The organism is Dyella sp. BiH032 (assembly GCF_031954525.1).
Taxonomy (GTDB): Bacteria; Pseudomonadota; Gammaproteobacteria; order Xanthomonadales; family Rhodanobacteraceae; genus Dyella_D.
On record NZ_CP134867.1, the window covers coordinates 4,380,298 to 4,398,017 of the forward strand.

At 64.7% G+C, this 17,720-nt stretch carries 15 protein-coding genes; 8 read left to right on the forward strand and 7 right to left on the reverse strand.

All coding sequences use genetic code 11. The features are described from left to right. Position 1 precedes the first annotated feature (1 nt). Both RKE25_RS19245 and RKE25_RS19250 read left to right on the forward strand, forming a co-directional pair. Positions 2-940, forward strand: coding sequence for an MlaD family protein (locus tag RKE25_RS19245; RefSeq protein WP_311839694.1), 939 nt, complete (start codon positions 2-4; stop codon positions 938-940). After that, positions 937-1,557: an ABC-type transport auxiliary lipoprotein family protein gene (locus RKE25_RS19250; RefSeq protein ID WP_311839695.1), complete on the forward strand. Its 621-nt coding sequence runs from the start codon at positions 937-939 to the stop codon at positions 1,555-1,557. The genes RKE25_RS19245 and RKE25_RS19250 overlap by 4 nt, the downstream gene beginning before the upstream one ends. Positions 1,558-1,576: 19 nt before the next feature. Here RKE25_RS19250 and RKE25_RS19255 read toward each other — a convergent pair whose 3' ends face one another. Further along, positions 1,577-2,203 carry an alpha-ketoglutarate-dependent dioxygenase AlkB gene (locus tag RKE25_RS19255; protein ID WP_311839696.1) on the reverse strand — a complete coding sequence of 209 codons (627 nt, stop codon included), beginning with the start codon at positions 2,201-2,203 and terminating at the stop codon, positions 1,577-1,579. Further along, positions 2,200-3,609 (reverse strand): amidase, encoded by a 1,410-nt coding sequence (locus RKE25_RS19260; protein WP_311839697.1) that lies wholly within the window; start codon positions 3,607-3,609, stop codon positions 2,200-2,202. Before RKE25_RS19260 ends, RKE25_RS19255 begins: the two co-directional genes overlap by 4 nt. Positions 3,610-3,808: 199 nt before the next feature. Between RKE25_RS19260 and RKE25_RS19265 the strand changes: the two genes are divergently transcribed. The 4 genes from RKE25_RS19265 to RKE25_RS19280 are packed head-to-tail and all read left to right on the forward strand — an operon-like array spanning position 3,809 to position 9,688. Continuing rightward, positions 3,809-5,410 carry an electron transfer flavoprotein-ubiquinone oxidoreductase gene (locus RKE25_RS19265; RefSeq protein ID WP_311839698.1) on the forward strand — a complete coding sequence of 534 codons (1,602 nt, stop codon included), beginning with the start codon at positions 3,809-3,811 and terminating at the stop codon, positions 5,408-5,410. Beyond that, positions 5,410-6,669 carry a glycosyltransferase gene (locus tag RKE25_RS19270; RefSeq protein ID WP_311839699.1) on the forward strand — a complete coding sequence of 420 codons (1,260 nt, stop codon included), beginning with the start codon at positions 5,410-5,412 and terminating at the stop codon, positions 6,667-6,669. The genes RKE25_RS19265 and RKE25_RS19270 overlap by 1 nt, the downstream gene beginning before the upstream one ends. Next, positions 6,666-6,902, forward strand: coding sequence for a hypothetical protein (locus RKE25_RS19275; protein WP_311839700.1), 237 nt, complete (start codon positions 6,666-6,668; stop codon positions 6,900-6,902). Before RKE25_RS19270 ends, RKE25_RS19275 begins: the two co-directional genes overlap by 4 nt. Further along, on the forward strand, positions 6,899-9,688 hold the full coding sequence (locus RKE25_RS19280) for a glycosyltransferase family 1 protein (RefSeq protein ID WP_311839701.1): 2,790 nt from the start codon (positions 6,899-6,901) through the stop codon (positions 9,686-9,688). The genes RKE25_RS19275 and RKE25_RS19280 overlap by 4 nt, the downstream gene beginning before the upstream one ends. A gap of 713 nt (positions 9,689-10,401) precedes the next feature. Here RKE25_RS19280 and RKE25_RS19285 read toward each other — a convergent pair. Genes RKE25_RS19285 through RKE25_RS19300 form a run of 4 tightly spaced genes read right to left on the reverse strand, consistent with a single transcriptional unit; the run spans position 10,402 to position 14,543 of the window. Further along, positions 10,402-11,997 carry a hypothetical protein gene (locus RKE25_RS19285; RefSeq protein ID WP_311839702.1) on the reverse strand — a complete coding sequence of 532 codons (1,596 nt, stop codon included), beginning with the start codon at positions 11,995-11,997 and terminating at the stop codon, positions 10,402-10,404. Beyond that, a complete protein-coding gene (locus RKE25_RS19290) occupies positions 11,994-12,863 on the reverse strand; it encodes a hypothetical protein (protein ID WP_311839703.1) in 870 nt (289 codons plus the stop codon). The genes RKE25_RS19285 and RKE25_RS19290 overlap by 4 nt, the downstream gene beginning before the upstream one ends. Positions 12,864-12,873: 10 nt before the next feature. Continuing rightward, positions 12,874-13,518 carry a class I SAM-dependent methyltransferase gene (locus tag RKE25_RS19295; RefSeq protein WP_311839704.1) on the reverse strand — a complete coding sequence of 215 codons (645 nt, stop codon included), beginning with the start codon at positions 13,516-13,518 and terminating at the stop codon, positions 12,874-12,876. Beyond that, complete coding sequence (locus RKE25_RS19300) at positions 13,509-14,543, reverse strand: glycosyltransferase family 2 protein (protein WP_311839705.1); 1,035 nt, start codon at positions 14,541-14,543, stop codon at positions 13,509-13,511. The genes RKE25_RS19295 and RKE25_RS19300 overlap by 10 nt, the downstream gene beginning before the upstream one ends. A gap of 212 nt (positions 14,544-14,755) precedes the next feature. Here RKE25_RS19300 and RKE25_RS19305 point away from each other — a divergent pair, with 212 nt between their 5' ends. Both RKE25_RS19305 and RKE25_RS19310 read left to right on the forward strand, forming a co-directional pair. Next, on the forward strand, positions 14,756-15,502 hold the full coding sequence (locus RKE25_RS19305) for an electron transfer flavoprotein subunit beta/FixA family protein (RefSeq protein WP_311839706.1): 747 nt from the start codon (positions 14,756-14,758) through the stop codon (positions 15,500-15,502). A 25-nt stretch (positions 15,503-15,527) separates the two neighbouring features. Next, complete coding sequence (locus RKE25_RS19310; RefSeq protein ID WP_311839707.1) at positions 15,528-16,469, forward strand: FAD-binding protein; 942 nt, start codon at positions 15,528-15,530, stop codon at positions 16,467-16,469. A 58-nt stretch (positions 16,470-16,527) separates the two neighbouring features. Here the strand turns inward: RKE25_RS19310 and RKE25_RS19315 are convergent, their stop codons facing one another. Next, positions 16,528-17,694 (reverse strand): nucleotide sugar dehydrogenase, encoded by a 1,167-nt coding sequence (locus RKE25_RS19315; protein ID WP_311839708.1) that lies wholly within the window; start codon positions 17,692-17,694, stop codon positions 16,528-16,530. Between the last annotated feature and the right edge of the window lie 26 nt (positions 17,695-17,720).

Consider the following 17,720-nt stretch of genomic DNA (forward strand, 5'->3'; position numbering starts at 1 on the left):
GATGGAAACGCGCGCCCATCATGTGCTGATCGGCCTGTTCACGGTGGTGGTCGTGACGGCTGCCCTGCTGTTCGGGCTGTGGCTGGCCAAATCCAGCACGGACCGCCAGTTCGCCGAGTACCAGGTGGTCTTCAACGAGGCGGTCACCGGACTCTCCCAGGGCGGAGCCGTGCAGTACAACGGCATCAAGGTGGGTGACGTCGCCCAGCTCAAGCTCGATCCGCAGGATCCGCGCCGCGTACTGGCCCGCATCCGGGTCGGCGCGGACACGCCCATCAAGCAGGACACCCACGCCAAGCTTGCGCTGACCGGCGTCACCGGCATGGCGGTGATCCAGCTCAGCGGCGGTTCGCCGAACAGCCCGCCGCTGACCTCGCCGACCGGCGGACTGCCGGTGATCGTCGCCGACCCATCGCCGCTCAGCAAACTGCTCGCCAACGGCGAGGACGTGATTACCAACATCAATGAGGTCGTCTCGCGCGCCAGCCAGCTGATGTCCGAGGAGAACGTCGCGCGCATCAGCCGCACGCTGGATCATCTGGACAAGGCCACGGGCGCAGTCGCCGACCAGCGCGAGGACATCCGCGCCCTGATCAGCCAGCTGGCGGTGGCCAGCAAGCAGGCCAGCGCCACGCTCGCGCAGACCGAACAGCTCGCGCGCAGCGCCAATGGCCTGGTCGACCAGCAGGGCCGGGCGACTCTGGAAAGCGCGCGCAACGCGATGGCCTCGCTGGAGCGCTCCACCGCCGCCATCGATCGCCTGCTCAACGACAACCGCGCTGCCCTCAACGGCGGCATGCAGGGCCTGGGCGAGCTGGGCCCGGCCGTGCGCGAACTGCGCGATGCCGCAGGCTCGCTGCGCGGCATCACCCGCAAGCTCGACGACAACCCGGCCGGCTTCCTGCTCGGCCGCGACCGCAGCAAGGAGTTCGTGCCATGACGACCACCGCCCGCCGCGCGCTGCTTCTGGCGGCCATGCTCGCCACCGCCGCCTGCTCGGTGTTGCCCAAAGCCGAGTCGCCGGACATCTACCGCCTGCCGTCCGCGCCGCTGCCCCAGGCACCGGCTGGCGCGGTGAACTGGTCCCTGCGCGTGGATACGCCGCAGGCCGAACGCATGCTCGACAGCGCCCGCATCGCCGTCTTCCCGCAGGGGGATGTGGTGAGCGTGTACAAGGGCGCGCGCTGGAGCGACCGCGTGCCGGTACTGCTGCGCAACCGCCTCCTGGAAGCATTCCGGAACGATGGCCGCGTCACCGCGCTCAGCAGCGACGACACGAACCTGCAGGCCGATTACGTGCTGAGCGCGGACCTCACCTCCTTCCAATCGGAGTACCGCGGCAAAGAACCTGTGGTCGTAGTGCGGTATGACGCGCGACTGGTGCGCAACACCGGCCTGAAGATCGTCGCGGCCAAGCGCTTCGAGGTCGTGCAACCGGTGAGCGGCACCGCCGTACCGCAGGTGGTGGCGGCCTTCGGCCAGGCCGGCGACGCGCTTGCGGCCCAGGTCGTGAGCTGGACGCTGGAGCAACGCGCGGAACTGCAAGGCTCGCGCTAATGAAGACGCCGCGGCCCGCTCAGCGGCGCGGTGCGATCCAGCGGAATGTCAGGTTGATCCGCGGCCCCGCGGGCGCCTTGGTGCGGGGCAGCGCGTGCTGATAGTGGCGCTGTGTTTCACCCGCCATGCGCAGCAGGCTTCCATGAGGCAGCTCGATGCCTTGCACTGAGCGCCGGACCGCGTCCTTCGCGCGGGGGCGCAGGCAGAAGCGGCGTTCCGCGCCAAGGCTCACCGAGGCGATCACGGGCCGGGGGCCGAGCTCGGGTTCGTCGTCGCTGTGCCAGCCCATCGCGTCCTGGCCATCGCGATAGAGATTGGCCAGCACACTATTGAACCGTGCGTCGCAAGCCTGCTCGGCGCGCTGGCGCAGATCAGCCAGGGCATCGGTCCACGGGCGAGGCTCGAAGCGGGTGCGCGAGTAAACATAGGTGGCGTCGGGATCGCCGACCCAGCAGCTCAGGCGCGGCGAATCCACCTCGTGCCCGAAGATACGGATGCGGTGTACTTCCCAAGGTATCGAGCGCCGCAGTTCCTCCAGGAGCGCGTCCGCCTCGGCGGCGGCCAGCCATTGCGGCAGCAGGCGCAGATCCGCGCCCGGCAAAGAAAAGCTCTGCCACTCCGCCGGCGATCCACCGAAGAGGCTCATGCCGGCGCCGACGGCTCCACGGGATAGGCCGGGTCCGCATCCAGAGTCGCCGCGCAGACTTCCGCCAGTTCCAGCAGGCGCAGATCGGAACCGCGCGCGCCGACGAACTGCATGCCGATCGGCATGCCGTCCGGCAAGGTGCCCATCGGAATGCTGACGGCTGGGCAGCCTGCCAGGCTGGCGAAGCTGGTGAGGTCCGCCTGCGAATCCGGTACCGCGCCGCCCAGCGGGAAAGTGCCCTGGGGCGTGGTGGGCATGACCAGGACGTCCACCTGGGCGAACAGGCGCCGCATCTTGAGCGTGGCCGCATCGAGCACACGGTCGGCCACGGCGTAGTCAGCGGCGCTCTTGGTCGAGGCGTACGAGAGCATGCGGCGGAAACGGTCAGAGACCGGGTGTGCGGTATCCGCCAGGTCGGCGGCAAAGGTGCTCAGCATCTCCGCCTCCATCAGGAGCAGGCCGGCGCGGCGCGTGCGCGCGAAGTCCCAATCCGTGAAGTCCACGGCGCGGCGTTCGCCGAGCTCGCGGGGCAATCTGGCCAGTGCGGTTTCGAAGGCTTCGATCACCGCGGGCTCCACGCCTACCGCCGCCAGGTCCGGCAGCAATCCGCAACGGAGGTTGCCCGGCTCCCAGTCCGGCGGCGCGAAAGCCACACGGCGACGGCGCGAGCGCGCGTCGTCGGCGTCATAGCCGGCCAACACCTGCAGCAGCACCGTCAGGTCGTTCGCGCTGCGCGCCAGCAGGCCCACCGCGTCAAGCCGGCGCGCGGCGGGCACCAGCCCGCGGGCGGAAATTTCCCCGTGCGTGGGCTTGAGCGCGTACACGCCGCAGTAGCTGGCGGGAATGCGGATCGAGCCCAGACTGTCGGAACCGACCGCCGCCACGGCCAGCCCGGCCGCCACCGCGGCCGCGGCACCGCCCGACGATCCGCCAGCGGTGTAGCCATGGCGGTGCGGATTGTGCGTCGGCCCGAAGTGAGGATTGTCGGTGGCCGCGCCCAGCGCGCCTTCGTCCATATTCGTCTTGCCCACCAGGACGGCGCCGGACGCGCGCAGGCGGGCCACCACGTGGGCATCCTCGACCGCCGCCTGGCTGCGACCCGGCAGGCCGGCCCGCGTCGCCCAGCCGGCCACGTCGAAGTTGTCCTTGATCGCGATCGGCAGCCCGTCCAGGCGCCCGAGCACGCCGTCGCGGCGGCGATGCTGCGCTGCCCGCGCCTGCTCCTGCAGCAACCCCGGACTCAGGCCCACGAAGGCATTGAGCTGGGGATTCAGCCGCTCGATCGCCTCCTGGTACACATCGGCCAGCCCCTGCGGCTGGGCCCGCCCGGCGGCCAGCCAGTGCAGCAATTGACAGAGCGTGGCGCGACGCAGGTCACGGTCGGAGATCGGCGGTAGCTGGTTCATGAACTCTCCCTTTCTACGGCCCGATTATCGATGCGAGCCGTGAAGCGTTTGCAAGCGGTGTTGCACCATGCGTTGCCGCACGGTGCGCGAAAACGGACAATGGCGCGCTGGGATGGCCACGACCATTCTTGCCGCCGCGTCGCTGGCGCGGCGCACAAGCCAGCGAAAACAGCCAGCCGGGCATCACTTGGAGCAGCCGATGAGCGAACGCGAAATCATGGAATACGACGTCGTCGTCGTGGGCGCGGGCCCCGCCGGCCTGTCGTTCGCGATCCGGCTCAAGCAGCTCAAGCCCGATGTCACGGTGTGCGTGATCGAAAAAGCCTCCACCATCGGCGCCCAGATCCTGTCCGGCGCGGTGATCGAGCCGCAGCCGCTGGACACGCTGCTGCCCGGCTGGCGCGACAACCCGCCGCCGGTCTGCGTGCCGGCCACCGAGGACGAGTTCTGGCTGCTGACCAAGACCGGCGGCCGCAAGCTGCCGGTGCCGCCGGGCATGAACAACCACGGCAACTTCATCGTCTCGCTCGGCGCCATGTGCGCCTGGCTGGCCCCGCAGGCCGAGGCGCTGGGCGTGGATGTGTTCCCCGGTTTCGCCGCCGCTGACAACATCTTCGACGAGCACGGCGCCGTCGCCGGCGTGCGCATCGGCGACATGGGCGTGGCGAAGGATGGCTCGCACAAGGCCGGCTACACGCAGGGCATCGACATCAAGGCCAAGGTCACGGTGCTCGCCGAAGGCGCGCGCGGCAGCCTGACCAAGCAGCTGATCAAGCGCTTCGCGCTGGACAAAGACAGTGATCCGCAGGGCTATTCCATCGGCATCAAGGAGCTGTGGCAGGTGCCCGCGGGCCGCGTGCAGCCGGGCAAGATCGTGCACAGCTTCGGCTGGCCGGCCGACAGCCACACCTACGGCGGCAGCTTCCTGTACCACCTGGACAAGGACCGCATCGCCCTGGGCTACGTCAGCGGCCTGGATTACAGCGATCCGAACTACCAGCCGTGGGAGGCCTTCCAGCAGTGGAAGAACCATCCGTCGGTGAAATCGCTGCTGGAGGGCGGCAGCATTCTGTCCGCGGGCGCGCGCGCGATCGTTACGGGCGGCTATCAGTCGCTGCCGAAGACGGAGATGCCTGGCGCGCTGCTCATCGGCGACACGGCCGGCCTGCTCAACGTGCCGAAGATCAAGGGCACCCACCAGGCCATCCGCAGCGGCATGCTGGCGGCGGAGCACCTGGCCGAATCCGGCCTGAACCCAGCCGGCTTCGACGCCAAGCTGCGCGGTTCGGAGGTGATGGCGGAGCTCAAGAAGGTCCGCAACATCAAGCCCGCCTTCAAGAAGGGCCTGTGGTTCGGCATGCTCAACGCCGCCTGGGAAACCGCCGTCGGCGGCGCCTCGCCCTGGACGCTGAAGAACAAGGCCGACTGGTCGTCCCTGCACAAGCTGGGACAGCAGGAGGAACCCAAACGCGACTACGTGCAGCGCGAACTGGCCCCGCGCGACCGCCTCGCCGGCGTCTACTTCGCCGCCACCGAACACGACGAGGACCAGCCCGTGCACCTGCACGTGCTCGACACCTCCGTCTGCGTCACCAAGTGCGCCGAGGAATACGGCAACCCCTGCCAGCGCTTCTGCCCGGCCAACGTCTACGAGGTCGTGCAGGACGAAGCCGGCAAGCGGCTGCAGATCAATGCCGCCAACTGCGTGCATTGCAAGACGTGTGACATCAAGGACCCGTACCAGATCATCAACTGGGTCACCCCGGAAGGTGGGTCGGGCCCGAACTACCAGAACCTGTGATGCATCTCGGCTGGAAGCTGCTGCGTCTCTCGCACCTGGCGCATCGCGTGGCCGGGAGCATCGCGATGCGCGGATGGCGTGGTACGGTGCGCCGGGCGCTGCATGAACGACCCCGCGTCACCGACGTCACCACACTGATCGAGGTGCGCGCGCCGGCGGGAACCGCGCCGTACCGGCGCATCCTGATCGTCGATAGCATGACGCCCGATCCCTCGCGCGACTCCGGCTCGATGCGGCTATGCCAGATCTTCGCGCTGCTGCATGCCGACGGCTGGGCGATCGACTTTCTGGCCGACGACGGCGACACCTCGCCCGCCGATGCCGCGCGCTTGGCCGAACTCGGCGTGCGCATCGTGACCGAACCACCGCTGCCCTGGCTGGCGCGCGAAGGCCGGCAGCTGGAAGCGGTGATGCTGTGCCGCCTGCCGGTGGCCGACCAGTACCACGGCGTGGTCAGGCGCTATGCGCCACATGCCAAGCTGCTGTTCGATACGGTCGACCTGCACTTCATCCGCGAGCAGCGCGCGGCCGAGCTGGCCGGCACCGCAGCGCTGGTGCGGCGGGCGCGCCGCTCGGAGCGTCGCGAGCTGGACATGGTGCATCGCTCGGACATCGTATTCGTGGTCAGCGGCGAAGAACGCGCTGTGCTCAGCACCAAGGCGCCGTCCTCGCAGGTGGAAGTGGTGAGCAATATCCACGCCGCGCGTGGCCGTACCGGCGGCTTCCAGGGCCGCAGCGGCCTGCTGTTCGTCGGCGGTTTCGGCCATCCGCCGAATGAGGACGCGGTGCGCTGGTTTGTCGACGAAGTGCTGCCGCTGCTGCTCGCCCGGGATCCGTCGATCGTGCTGCATGTGGTCGGCGATATCGATCTGGCCGCGCGGCGGCGCATCGAGCGCGAAGGCGTGGTCGTCCACGGCCGCGTGCCCGATCTCACCCCACTGCTCGACCGTAGCCTGGTCTCGGTGGCGCCGCTGCGCTTCGGCGCGGGTGTCAAAGGCAAGGTCAACCAGGCCATGAGCCACGGCCTGCCGGTGGTGCTCACGCGCATCGCGGCCGAAGGCATGCATCTGCAGGACGGCGTCAACGCGATGATCGCCGATCACGCGGCGGAGATGGCCGCGGCCATCCTGCGCCTGCATCACGACGAAGCGCTGTGGCTGCAGCTGTCCGATGCCGGCCTGAACAATATCCGCCAGTACTTTTCCGCGGAGCAGGCGCTGGCCGCGCTGCGCCGCGCGCTCGGCACGCGTCCATCATGAAGGGCCTGCTGCGACATGCGACGGTAACGCTGCTCGAAGCGGTGTCGCGCTACCCGCGCCTCAAGCGCTGGCTCACCGGCGTGGTCTATCGCATTCCCGCGCTGGATGCCGGCCTGCGTACCGCGGCACGGCGCGCAGCCTATCCCGAAGCGCGGCTGGACGTTGACCCCACACAGCTGCCCGAGGGAAGCCGGCGCAGTTTCGAGCGCATGCGCACGAGAAGCTTCCGTTGAAGATCCGCATCGATATGCAGGGCGTGCAAACGCCGAGCCGCCATCGCGGCATCGGGCGCTATACGCAGCATCTGACCGAAGCTTTTCTGCGCATCGCCGCGGAACGCCATGAGGTCGGCCTGCTGTTCAACGCCGCGCTAGGTGGCATCGACGACTGCATCGCCTCGCTGCGCCGGGCCGGGCTGGCCGCGCCGCGCTCCAGCTATGGCCCAATCCGGCGCACCTCGTCGGACAACCCAGGACACCAGCCGCTGCGCGAAGCGGCCGAGCGAGTCATGACGCATGTGCTCGACGCCAGCGGCGCCGATGCCGTGTGGCTCAGCAGCGTGATGGAGGGTTTCCATGAGGACGCACTCGCTCCGCACGGTTCGCCATCGGCCTGCATGGTCGCCACCCTGTATGACCTGATTCCGTTGCACGATGCCGAGCAGCTCGGGCGCTCCCGCGCACGCGACTGGTATCTGTCGCGGCTGGAACAGCTCAAGCGCTGCGATCTGCTGCTGGCGATTTCCAGCTGGGTGCGCGATGACGCGGTGGCGCGCCTGGGCATCGCGGCCGAACGCATCGCGGTGATCGGCGCGGGCGTCGATCCGCGCTTTACGCCGGCGGCGGCCGGCGTCGATGCGTTGAGCTGGGCGCGCCAGCGTTTCGGCATCGATCGCCCGTTCGTGTTCTACAGCGGCGGTTTCGACGAGCGCAAGAATGTTCCCGCGCTGCTCAGCGCGTTCGCTGCCTTGCCGGCGCCGCTGCGCGAAGCGCATCGCCTGGTGATCGCGGGCCGGCTTGATGGCGCCGATCGCGCGCGGCTAGGGCAGGTGGCCAGGCAGGCAGGGCTAGCGCGCCAGGAAGTCGTGTTCACTGGCTTCGTATCGGATGAAGAGCTGATCGGCCTGTATCAGGCCTGCGCGCTGTTCGTGTTTCCTTCCGCGCAGGAAGGCTTCGGTCTGCCGCCACTGGAAGCAATGGCCTGCGGCGCCTGCGTGCTCGCGAACGATAGCAGCAGCCTGCCGGAAGTCGTCGGCGCCCCCGAGCATCTATTCGACAGCGCCGTGTCAGGTGCGATGACGCAAGCGATGCAGGCCGCATTGCAGGACGAAGATCTGCGGCAGCGCTTGCGTGAGAACGGTCTGCGCCGCGCCGCGCACTTCAGCTGGAACCAGGTCGCCGAGCGCGCCCTCGCTGCGATCGAAACGCGTACGGCGCAGGTGCCGCGGCGGAGGCCTGCATCGGTGATGCCGGCGCCCGCCATTCGCCGTGCGGCGGAAGCGGCCGAACTCGCCGGCACCGCTGTGCTGCCGCTCTATCGTGTCGACACCGACAGCGTTTGTGAACTGCTTCCGCTGATCCGGCAGTGGCCGGGTTGTGTGGAATGGAGCGGACCCTGGCCCGCGCCGGGTCGCATGCAAGCCGCGGACAAGTATCGTCTGCGCGGCTATGCCGGATTGACCGCTACCGAACAGCCCGGCGACTGGCGCAAGCTGCTCGAACAGGACGCGGTGGCCGTGCGCGAAGCGCAAGACCCGTCATGGGACAGCGCCATCATGGATCACGCCTGGACCCGGCAACGGTTGATGGAAGACGACATTGCCCAGGCCTGCGCGGCACGCCTGAAGGATGGCGAGCTGGCCCAGGTCGCCGATGCGCTCGACCGCGCCCGCCCGCGCGCGAACCGGCGCTGGCTGATCGACGTCACCCATATCGCGCACGGCGATCTGCGCACCGGCGTGCAGCGCGTGGTGCGCTCCATCCTCGGCGCCTGGCTGCGCGATCCGCCGGATGGAGTGCGGATCGAGCCGGTGATGTTCCGCGACGGGCGGTATCGCCACGCGCATGCCTATGCCTGCGAGCTGCTGGGGATCGCAGTGCCCGCCGATCTTCCCGGCGACATAGTGGGTGTGAGCGCCGACGAAGTATTCGTCGGCCTGGACTGGAGCATGGAGAGCCTGCCGTCCAGCGCACCGCTGCTGCGCCGCTGGCGCGAGGCGGGGGTGGCGATGCATTTCATCGTCCACGACATCCTGCCGGTAACGCTGCCAGAGGCCTTCCATGCGCAGACGCGCGCCAGCTTCCGGCAATGGCTGGAACTGATCACCACATTGAGCGATGTAGTGCACTGCGTGTCGCGAAGTACAGCCGAGGAACTATCCCGCTGGCTCGCCACGCATGATGCGCGCGAGTGGCCCCAGATCGCTCACTTTCTTCTTGGGGCCGATCCGCAGGCACCGCGTGGCACCGGTGAACTCGATGCCGGTCTATCCGCGGCTATGAAGACGCGACCATCGCTGCTGATGGTCGGCACGCTGGAGCCACGCAAAGGCCACGGGCTGGCGCTGGAGGCATTCGAGCTACTGTGGAGTGCAGGCGTGGACGCCAACCTGGTAATTGTGGGCAGGCAAGGTTGGCTGGTCGGCGAGCTGGTCTCCAGACTTGATCGGCACGAAGAGCGCGGGAAGCGCCTGTTCTGGCTGGACAACGTAGACGATGATGTGCTGCATGCCATCTATACCCAGGCCACCGCTCTACTGGCGCCATCGCTAGGCGAAGGCTTTGGTCTGCCACTTATCGAGGCGGCCCAGCGAGGCAAACCCATCATTGCGCGCGCATTGCCCGTTTTTCGCGAAGTTGCTGGTGACTACCCTTCATACTTCGAAGGCAGATCGGCGGCCCAGCTGGCTACACATATAACCCGGTGGCTGATCGACCGCCCCCGCCCCGGCGCGCATCCCACATGGTTCAACTGGAAGGAAAGTGCGGACATGCTGGCACGGTCCATCATGCAAGCCTAGCGGCGCTCCGAAGGGGGCGACCAGGTGTAGCTCGCAGTCACCGTTCGATGGCGGCGTTTCCTACTCGTTCCCCTTGGACATCTAGCAAAGCAATTCCAAGTATGCGCTGGTCAGCGCTTCCCATCAGTCTCGCTGGTGATGTGGCTTCGGGCACACTTACGCGGAAACGGCGAAGCGCCGCACCGCTTTCAAGCGGCAAAGCGATCGATACGGCTTCGCCGGACGTCACTATGATTTCTTCGTGCCATGCCGAAGCGCTCCCCGATGAGGACCACACTACCTTGACTGGCCGCGCCGCACTCGCGCCAAAAGCGATGAAATGGACTACGGCCTTGCAAGTCTCTGCCACGCAGTTCTCCGGCACGGGCAGGTCAATCTGCGCGACGGCTCCCGACCATACCAAATTTGCCTCTGGCTCGTGCCAACCGTCACGAAGTGCGAGACGCTGCAACCCGGACATCGGCAGTATCGGATATCCAGCGGAATAGCCGCCCCCGTCCATAGACGAGGGAACATCAGGTTGCCGCAACGACACGAAGACGAAATACGGATGATCTCTCACCTCCAAGAAAGGAGATCGAGCGAGTACCCGCAACCTAAAGGCTAGCGCCTCGCGGGCCACTTGCACGCAATCGCTCGAAGGCAGACCTTGGCGGTGCGTCGTGCTCGCATCCAATGGCGCTATCGATGGGCAAGGCCAGAAATGCGCGGCATCAAGGAGATTCACATAAGGGACTACTACACCGGCACCAACACCATCGGCAAGGAAAGCCACAATGCGATCCCCCCCCCGGAACCGGGGGAACATCGAGTGCCTTCATGCTCGCCGGCCAGGTCCGCTCGGCCATCGCCAGACCTTTGTCACCACCGATATTGAACGTAGGTATGCGCCCGCGTGCTGCGGCATAAGCTGCAAGGAAATCGTTGCCATAAGGCACGAACGCCACGGGCTTGCCGTGAGTGGGGGGCAATTGCGCGACGAAATCCCGATCGATTGCTTGCAGCATGCGTCGATACTGGACGCCATCACGCAGACGGTCCAAGGGATGCGGGAGGTCGCACACCACTATGACAGCAAGCAACGGCCATAGCCATGCTGGACGCGTACCTGATGCCCAAGCCAGCAACAACCAGCCGGCGAGCAGTCCCAACGCGGCCCATCGATATGCGGCCCGCATGAGCGACAACGCAGGTACATGCCGGTACAACAAGGCCGCGCCCGTCGGCACAAGATCCGGGCTCGCCGGCATCGTAAGGTCAGCCGCATTCGTTAGTGGGACGCTCCGGCGCGCGTCGACCTTCAGCGAGGGACCAAGAGAAAGATAGAACCCGGCCAGCATGACCAGAAGCAGTATCGTTCGTTGCCGATCGCGGAGCCGAAATGCTGCTAGCAGCACCGATATCAAGAATGGCAGGCAGAACGTGGTGGTCCAGGTGGAGGCATCGCCGAAGAAGGTACGACCGCTTCGCGCGACGCCCATGCCCAGCAGATCCCATAGCCAGTATTCGCCGCGGGTGGGCACCATCACATAGGAGATATCCAAGCCCCAAGCTCGGAAGAAATCCATCGAGGCAACATCATATTGGTCGGGATGGGCATATTGGCGGTACAGCGCGTAGGCGGTGCCCAATGCGAACACATGGCAACCCCACCCATATGCCAACCTGTTTATACGCCTGCCCGACGTCATCCAAGCGTCGGCGACCACCAGCGCCAGCGCCATCACGGCATACATGATGAAGGTATAGCCGTCCATGAAAACGGCAACAAGCGATGCCACAAAGGGCAGGACCAACCAAACCCCACCTCTGCGCAAGGCCAGGAGCGAACACTGTATATAAGCCGGTAATAACGCGATACCGAGCGACAGCATGCTGTAGTCGGCATGCTCCCAGACCATGGGCAAGGTCAACCAAACCGTTGCCAGAAGGGTGGCGACGCAGGATCCACCACCGACGCCCCTCACCAACGAATATGCCCCTGCAAAGGCCATGGCTAACCAGAAGGCGACCATGGCCGCATAGGCATCAGCCGGATGCAGTCCGATAAGTATGAACCAGCCGCATGGAAGCGCGCCTGCTAATCCAAAAGGTATCGGTGCCGGCGCTGGCAAGCCGAAATCCCTCGCGTATATCGCCAGACCATGCTGGTTGGCGATCGACTGGCCAAAGCTAGCGGTCCATATGCCCTGCCCCAACGTAGGCATAGCTACGCCAGGAACCGCTCCATGAACCAGCAATACCAGCGCGAAGGCCATCAAAGCGAGACCCCAGCTCGCCCATCGCTGCGCAACGGCTGCATCCTTCATGCTCTGCCCCCCCGTTCGGCATTAGGCCGCATCACTGCAGCCAGGACGAAACAGAACACGTCCGCAAGCACGGCGAGTACCCTCGTCATCAGCACCGAAAACAACAAGAGATCACCATCCACCTGGCCACGCAGCAGAACCAGAAGCACCATTTCGCGTACCCCGAGCCCGGCAGGCGCACCAGGCGTCACCACACCGACCAGCCATCCGACCACATATGCTCCGCCAAGGGCTATCCATTCCCCGTGTATCGAGCCCGGGGGCGCGTGCAAGAACAAGATACCCAAGAACACCAACGCCGAAAGCGCCATATAGGCCAGGTACGCAAGGAAGGCCTGCATGACGACCTTCCCAGACATGCGCCACAGCACCGAAGCTACGATGGGGATCGTGAGAAAGGCGGCCATCGTGACCAAGGAAGGCGCCCACGTCGCATACAGGGGGGCCGCCAGCCCACCCAGCAAACACCCGGAGGTGACCAGCAATGCCAGCTCGGTCGCGGAAGCCTTGATCAATGCGCCCGCCGGAATACCACATGACATGCCGATCAACTGCCGCCCGGCGAAATGGAATATGTTGCCCGGCACATAGCGCGCAAGCTGGGTTCTACCATAGGTCGCCAAAGCCCAACGCGGCGAGACTTCCGCCCCCCAACCGAGCAGCGCCTGCCGCCACCCGATGGCGAGCAGAGCCAACATCGCCACGTTAACGATCAACAGTGTAGCTAGCCCCCACCATTGCGACGTGCTGATGCGCGAAAGATCAAGAGCTCCCGCCTGCTCGTGCAGGCGCATCAACATGAACGCGCCGCCACCGGCGGCCAGCAAACCACCCGCAATATGTGCCGCCCGCTTCCAGTCCCTCACATCGCCGCCCTCAGTGGCGGCGACGGGCTAACACCATGGTCCAAGGCAACGGTGTGCGGATTTCCACCACATCGAATACCTCGGACACCATGGAAATGAATGCACTGGCGGACCAGTGCTGTACATGCCCAGGCGTGTTGCCGAACTGCCCCAGATACTTTCCGCGCGCCATGTTGAGCAATCGCCAGATTGGCTCACGCGGCACACTCAACAATACATAGCCACCGGCAATCGAGGCCAACCTGGCAAGTGCGCGGCGCGGATTGTCCACGTGCTCCAACACTTCGCAGCACACGATCAATTCAGCGGGGTCAGGCTTACGATCGAGGTCATATATGCTCCGCACCTCGAATACTCTGGCCGTCACTTCTGCTGCGGCCGCATTTTGCCTGGCAATATCGATGACATAAGCCGACACGTCGCAACCGCTCGCCGGGATGCCTTGCGCGAGCCAATGCAGGACCCAGTAACCCTCGCCACAACCTACTTCGTGGATCCTCTCTGGCGCAGCACGCCGCACCAGAGCAGACAGCGCTTCTTCGAAGCCGCGCATCAGGTAGCGAACGACCGGATTTTTCGAGCCGTACTTGTCGTAGGCATTGCCCACAACCAATCCAGTGTCATCATTGGTCCCGCCGGCGATCTTCACGCCCATCGTGGTGCCTTGGAGGGCCCGGCGTCCCTCATAGATTCCACTACCTTCGCGCAGTCTCCTGGAGGGTTCTCAGCACGCTGGGCGGTATGGACGTCAGATGCGCTCAATATGCGGAACCGTACCTCTTCCAGCAGCTTTCGATTGGCCGCGAGCAGATCCGCGACGAAAGCGATAAGCATGGTCTGGAAGCCCATGCCCAGCAGAATGGCAGCCAGGATCAATGACTGCACATGCCCATCGCCGTCTCCCGACATGTACTTCAGGAGAAAGCGCCCTCCAGGGATCAAACCGGCAAGAAACAGAAACGCCCCGATGCCAGCGAAAAACCGGAATGGTCGGTACACGACGAAAATCCGCACGATGGTGGCGATGCTTCGAGTCACATATGACACGGTGCTGCGCACGAGTCGGGATGGCCTCAGATCGCCATTGACACGAATCGGGACGGCGACTACCGCCATATCCTTCTGGCCTGCCTGGATAATGGTCTCCAGTGTGTAGGTGTAATTGCTGAATACCACCAGGCGCTGCGCGGCCGAACGCGCGATCGCGCGGAACCCGCTCGGGGCATCGGGCACGTTCGAACCGCTGGCCAAGCGCACCACTGCACTGCCAAGTCGTTGCAGCCATTTCTTCAGGGGCGAGAAATGCTCGATGCCATGGATCGGGCGGGCGCCGATCACCAACTCTGCCTGGCCCTCCAGGATAGGCTGGATCAACACCGGGATATCCGCGGCAACGTATTGATTGTCTGCGTCGGTGTTGACGATGACATCGGCTCCCAGGCGAAGGCAGGCGTCGATGCCCGTCATAAAAGCCCTCGCCAACCCCCGGTTCTTCTGATGCCGTATGACGTGGTCAACACCACAGACCCGTGCCACCTCCGCAGTGGCATCGGCGCTGCCATCATCGATAACCAACCATTCCACGCGGTCGAAACCGGCTACCTCGCGGGGAAGGTCGGCCAGGGCGACGGCAAGGGTGCTCGCCTCGTTATAGCAAGGTATCTGAATAATGAGCTTCACGGGCACCCCCAGAACACCGCGGCACTCCCCGAGCGCGGCCCCGAGTTTCATGACTGAACGGCGACAATCGTAACCTGTAAGGTTTGCGCAAGCAAAGCGCCGGGCCGGCGCCATGCCCCACAGGTCCCATCCACCCCACGCTATACTGGTCAATCAACTCCCTATCCTTATTTTTGGGCTCACGGCCCGAACGTCTGCCAAAAGGTCCGTAAATGAAGATTCTTGTGGGCTATAAGCGCGTCGTGGACTACAACGTTCGCATTCAGGTCAAGCCCGATGGCACCGGCGTGGTGACCGATGGAGTCAAGCTCTCAGCCAACCCCTTCGATGACATTGCCCTGGAAGAGGCCCTGCGCCTGCGCGAGAAAGGCCTTGCCAAAGAAGTTGTCATAGTCGGTATCGGCCCCGCTGACTTGACCGCCCATCTGCGCAACGGCTTGGCCATGGGCGCCAATCGCGCCATCCACGTCCAAACGAGCGATGCCGTCGCACCGTTGACCGCCGCACGCGTATTTCTGAAGCTCGCCGAGAAGGAGCAGCCTGGACTGGTGATCCTGGGCAAGCAGGCCATCGACGATGATGCCAACCAGACCGGCCAGATGCTGGCTGCTCTATGGGACCGTCCCCAGGCCACCTTCGCCAGCAAGGTGGAGATCGCCGACGGCAAGGTCACGGTGACGCGCGAAGTGGACGCCGGCCTGGAGATCATCGAAGCTGAGCTGCCGGCGGTGATCACCACCGACCTTCGCCTCAATGAACCGCGCTTCATCAAGCTGCCGGACATTATGAAGGCCAAATCGAAGCCGATCGAAGTGGTCGAGTTCAGCTCCCTAGGCGTCCCGGCCGCCGACCACATCAAGACCACCCATTTCGCCGCCCCCGCCAAGCGCAACAAGGGCGTAATGGTGAAAGACGCCGCCGAACTTGTCTCGGCCCTCAAGCAGAAGGGCCTGCTGTAAGGCAGCCGCACAGGAGAGTCTGAAGATGAGCAAGATCCTCGTTATCGCCGAGCATCTGGACGGCAAGCTAAACGCCTCCACTGCCCGTGCCGTCAGCGCCGCCGCCGCGGTGACCGGCGCGAGCATTGATGTCATTGTGCTTTCCGATGCACCCGATGCCGTAGCCCGCGAAGCAGCCAAGATCGGTGGCGTCAACCGCGTTCTCACCGTCACCCGTGCGGAAAACGCCCACGCGCTGGCTGCCGTCTATGCGCCGCAGATCGCGCAAGCCGCAGCGGACTACAGCCACGTATTCGCCCCCTCCACCACCTTCGGCAAGGACATCGCTCCATGCGTTGCTGCACTGCTCGGCGTCTCACAAGTCAGCGACGTGATGACGGTGGAAGGACCACACAGCTTCAAGCGACCGATCTATGCCGGCAACGCGATCGTCACGGTGGAAGTGGACGCGGCCTCGAAGGTCGTCGCCACCATTCGCACCGCCTCCTGGCCAGCGGCTCCGGCCAACGGCAACGCCGGCATCGAAGCGCTGAGCATCGATGCGGCACTGCCGAGCCACACACGCTTCATTGGCCTACAGCAAGGCAAGAGTGACCGCCCGGACTTGCAGAGCGCTTCCAAGGTCGTCTCCGGCGGCCGCGGCGTGGGCTCGAAGGAGAACTTCGAAATTATCTACAAGCTGGCCGACAAGATCGGCGCGGCGGTCGGCGCCTCGCGTGCGGCGGTCGACGCCGGCTACGTGCCAAATGAAATGCAAGTCGGCCAGACCGGCAAAATCATCGCACCAGAACTCTATGTAGCCGTCGGCATTTCCGGCGCGATCCAGCACCTGACCGGCATCAAGGACGCAGGTACCATCGTCGCTATCAATAAGGACGCCGAAGCACCGATCTTCGACATCGCAGATCTTGGCTTGGTGGGGGATCTGTTCAAGATTCTGCCGGAATTGGAAGCGGCGATCGGCTAAATTTGCCCACGCTCTCGACATGGCGGAATGCAGCCATGTCGAGGCAAGCCGGCGACTCTCAGTTGTCGCCGAACAGATCGCGCGTATAGACCTTTTCCATTACGTCCGCCAGCGCGTCGGACATGCGGTTACTGATGATGACGTCAGCCTGGGCCTTGAACTGCGCCAGATCGTTGACCACTTTAGAATGGAAGAACTCTTCTTCGGCCAAGCATGGCTCGTATACGATCACTTCTACGCCCTTCGCCTTAATACGCTTCATGACGCCCTGGATGCTTGAGGAGCGGAAATTGTCCGAGTCACTTTTCATGATGAGGCGGTAGATGCCAACCACCCGCGGCTTGCGGCTGAGTACGTCCTGGGCGATGAAATCCTTGCGGGTAGTGTTGGAATCCACGATCGCCCGGATCAGATTCTGCGGAACGCTCTGGTAGTTCGCCAGCAACTGCTTGGTGTCCTTCGGCAGGCAGTAGCCGCCATAGCCGAACGAGGGATTGTTGTAGCCCACGCCGATGCGCGGATCCAGGCATATCCCCTCGATGATGTGGCGGCTGTCCAGTCCATGCGAGAGCGCATAGGTGTCTAACTCGTTGAAATAAGAAACGCGCATGGCCAGGTAAGTGTTGGCGAACAGCTTGATCGCCTCCGCTTCGGTCGGGTCGGTGAACAGGACCGGCACATCCTGCTTGATCGCGCCTTCCCGCAGCAACTGAGCGAACTGCCGGGCCTGAGGCGTGCTATCGCCAACTACGATGCGCGACGGATGTAGATTGTCGTAGAGCGCCCGCCCTTCACGCAGGAACTCCGGTGAGAACACGATGTTCGATACACCGAACTGCTTGCGCACCTTTTGGGTGTAGCCCACCGGAATGGTCGATTTGATGACCATGGTCGCCGCTGGATTGATCTCCAGTACCTGGCGGATCACCGCTTCAATGGAAGCAGTATTGAAGTAATTCGTTTCCGGATCGTAGTCGGTCGGCGTAGCGATGATGACGTAATCAGCACCCTCATAAGCCTCTCGCGGATCCAATGTCGCGCGGAACGACAGACCATCACCGGCTAGCGCCTGCTGGATGTCCTTGTCGTGAATTGGCGATTCGCCGCGATTGAGCATGGCCACTTTGGCGGGCACGATGTCCAGCGCCACCACCTCGTGGTGGCGCGCAAGGAGCAAGCCGTTGGAAAGTCCAACGTAGCCTGTGCCGGCAATTGCGATCTTCATGAATGATGCCTCGATTCAAGCGGATG

Coding starts and splice junctions, on each gene's coding strand:
- RKE25_RS19245 (WP_311839694.1), top strand. CDS start 2: ATGGAAACGCGCGCCCATCATGTGCTGATCGGCCTGTTCACGGTGGTG.
- RKE25_RS19250 (WP_311839695.1), top strand. CDS start 937: ATGACGACCACCGCCCGCCGCGCGCTGCTTCTGGCGGCCATGCTCGCC.
- RKE25_RS19255 (WP_311839696.1), bottom strand. CDS start 2,203: ATGAGCCTCTTCGGTGGATCGCCGGCGGAGTGGCAGAGCTTTTCTTTG.
- RKE25_RS19260 (WP_311839697.1), bottom strand. CDS start 3,609: ATGAACCAGCTACCGCCGATCTCCGACCGTGACCTGCGTCGCGCCACG.
- RKE25_RS19265 (WP_311839698.1), top strand. CDS start 3,809: ATGAGCGAACGCGAAATCATGGAATACGACGTCGTCGTCGTGGGCGCG.
- RKE25_RS19270 (WP_311839699.1), top strand. CDS start 5,410: ATGCATCTCGGCTGGAAGCTGCTGCGTCTCTCGCACCTGGCGCATCGC.
- RKE25_RS19275 (WP_311839700.1), top strand. CDS start 6,666: ATGAAGGGCCTGCTGCGACATGCGACGGTAACGCTGCTCGAAGCGGTG.
- RKE25_RS19285 (WP_311839702.1), bottom strand. CDS start 11,997: ATGAAGGATGCAGCCGTTGCGCAGCGATGGGCGAGCTGGGGTCTCGCT.
- RKE25_RS19295 (WP_311839704.1), bottom strand. CDS start 13,518: ATGGGCGTGAAGATCGCCGGCGGGACCAATGATGACACTGGATTGGTT.
- RKE25_RS19305 (WP_311839706.1), top strand. CDS start 14,756: ATGAAGATTCTTGTGGGCTATAAGCGCGTCGTGGACTACAACGTTCGC.
- RKE25_RS19310 (WP_311839707.1), top strand. CDS start 15,528: ATGAGCAAGATCCTCGTTATCGCCGAGCATCTGGACGGCAAGCTAAAC.
- RKE25_RS19315 (WP_311839708.1), bottom strand. CDS start 17,694: ATGAAGATCGCAATTGCCGGCACAGGCTACGTTGGACTTTCCAACGGC.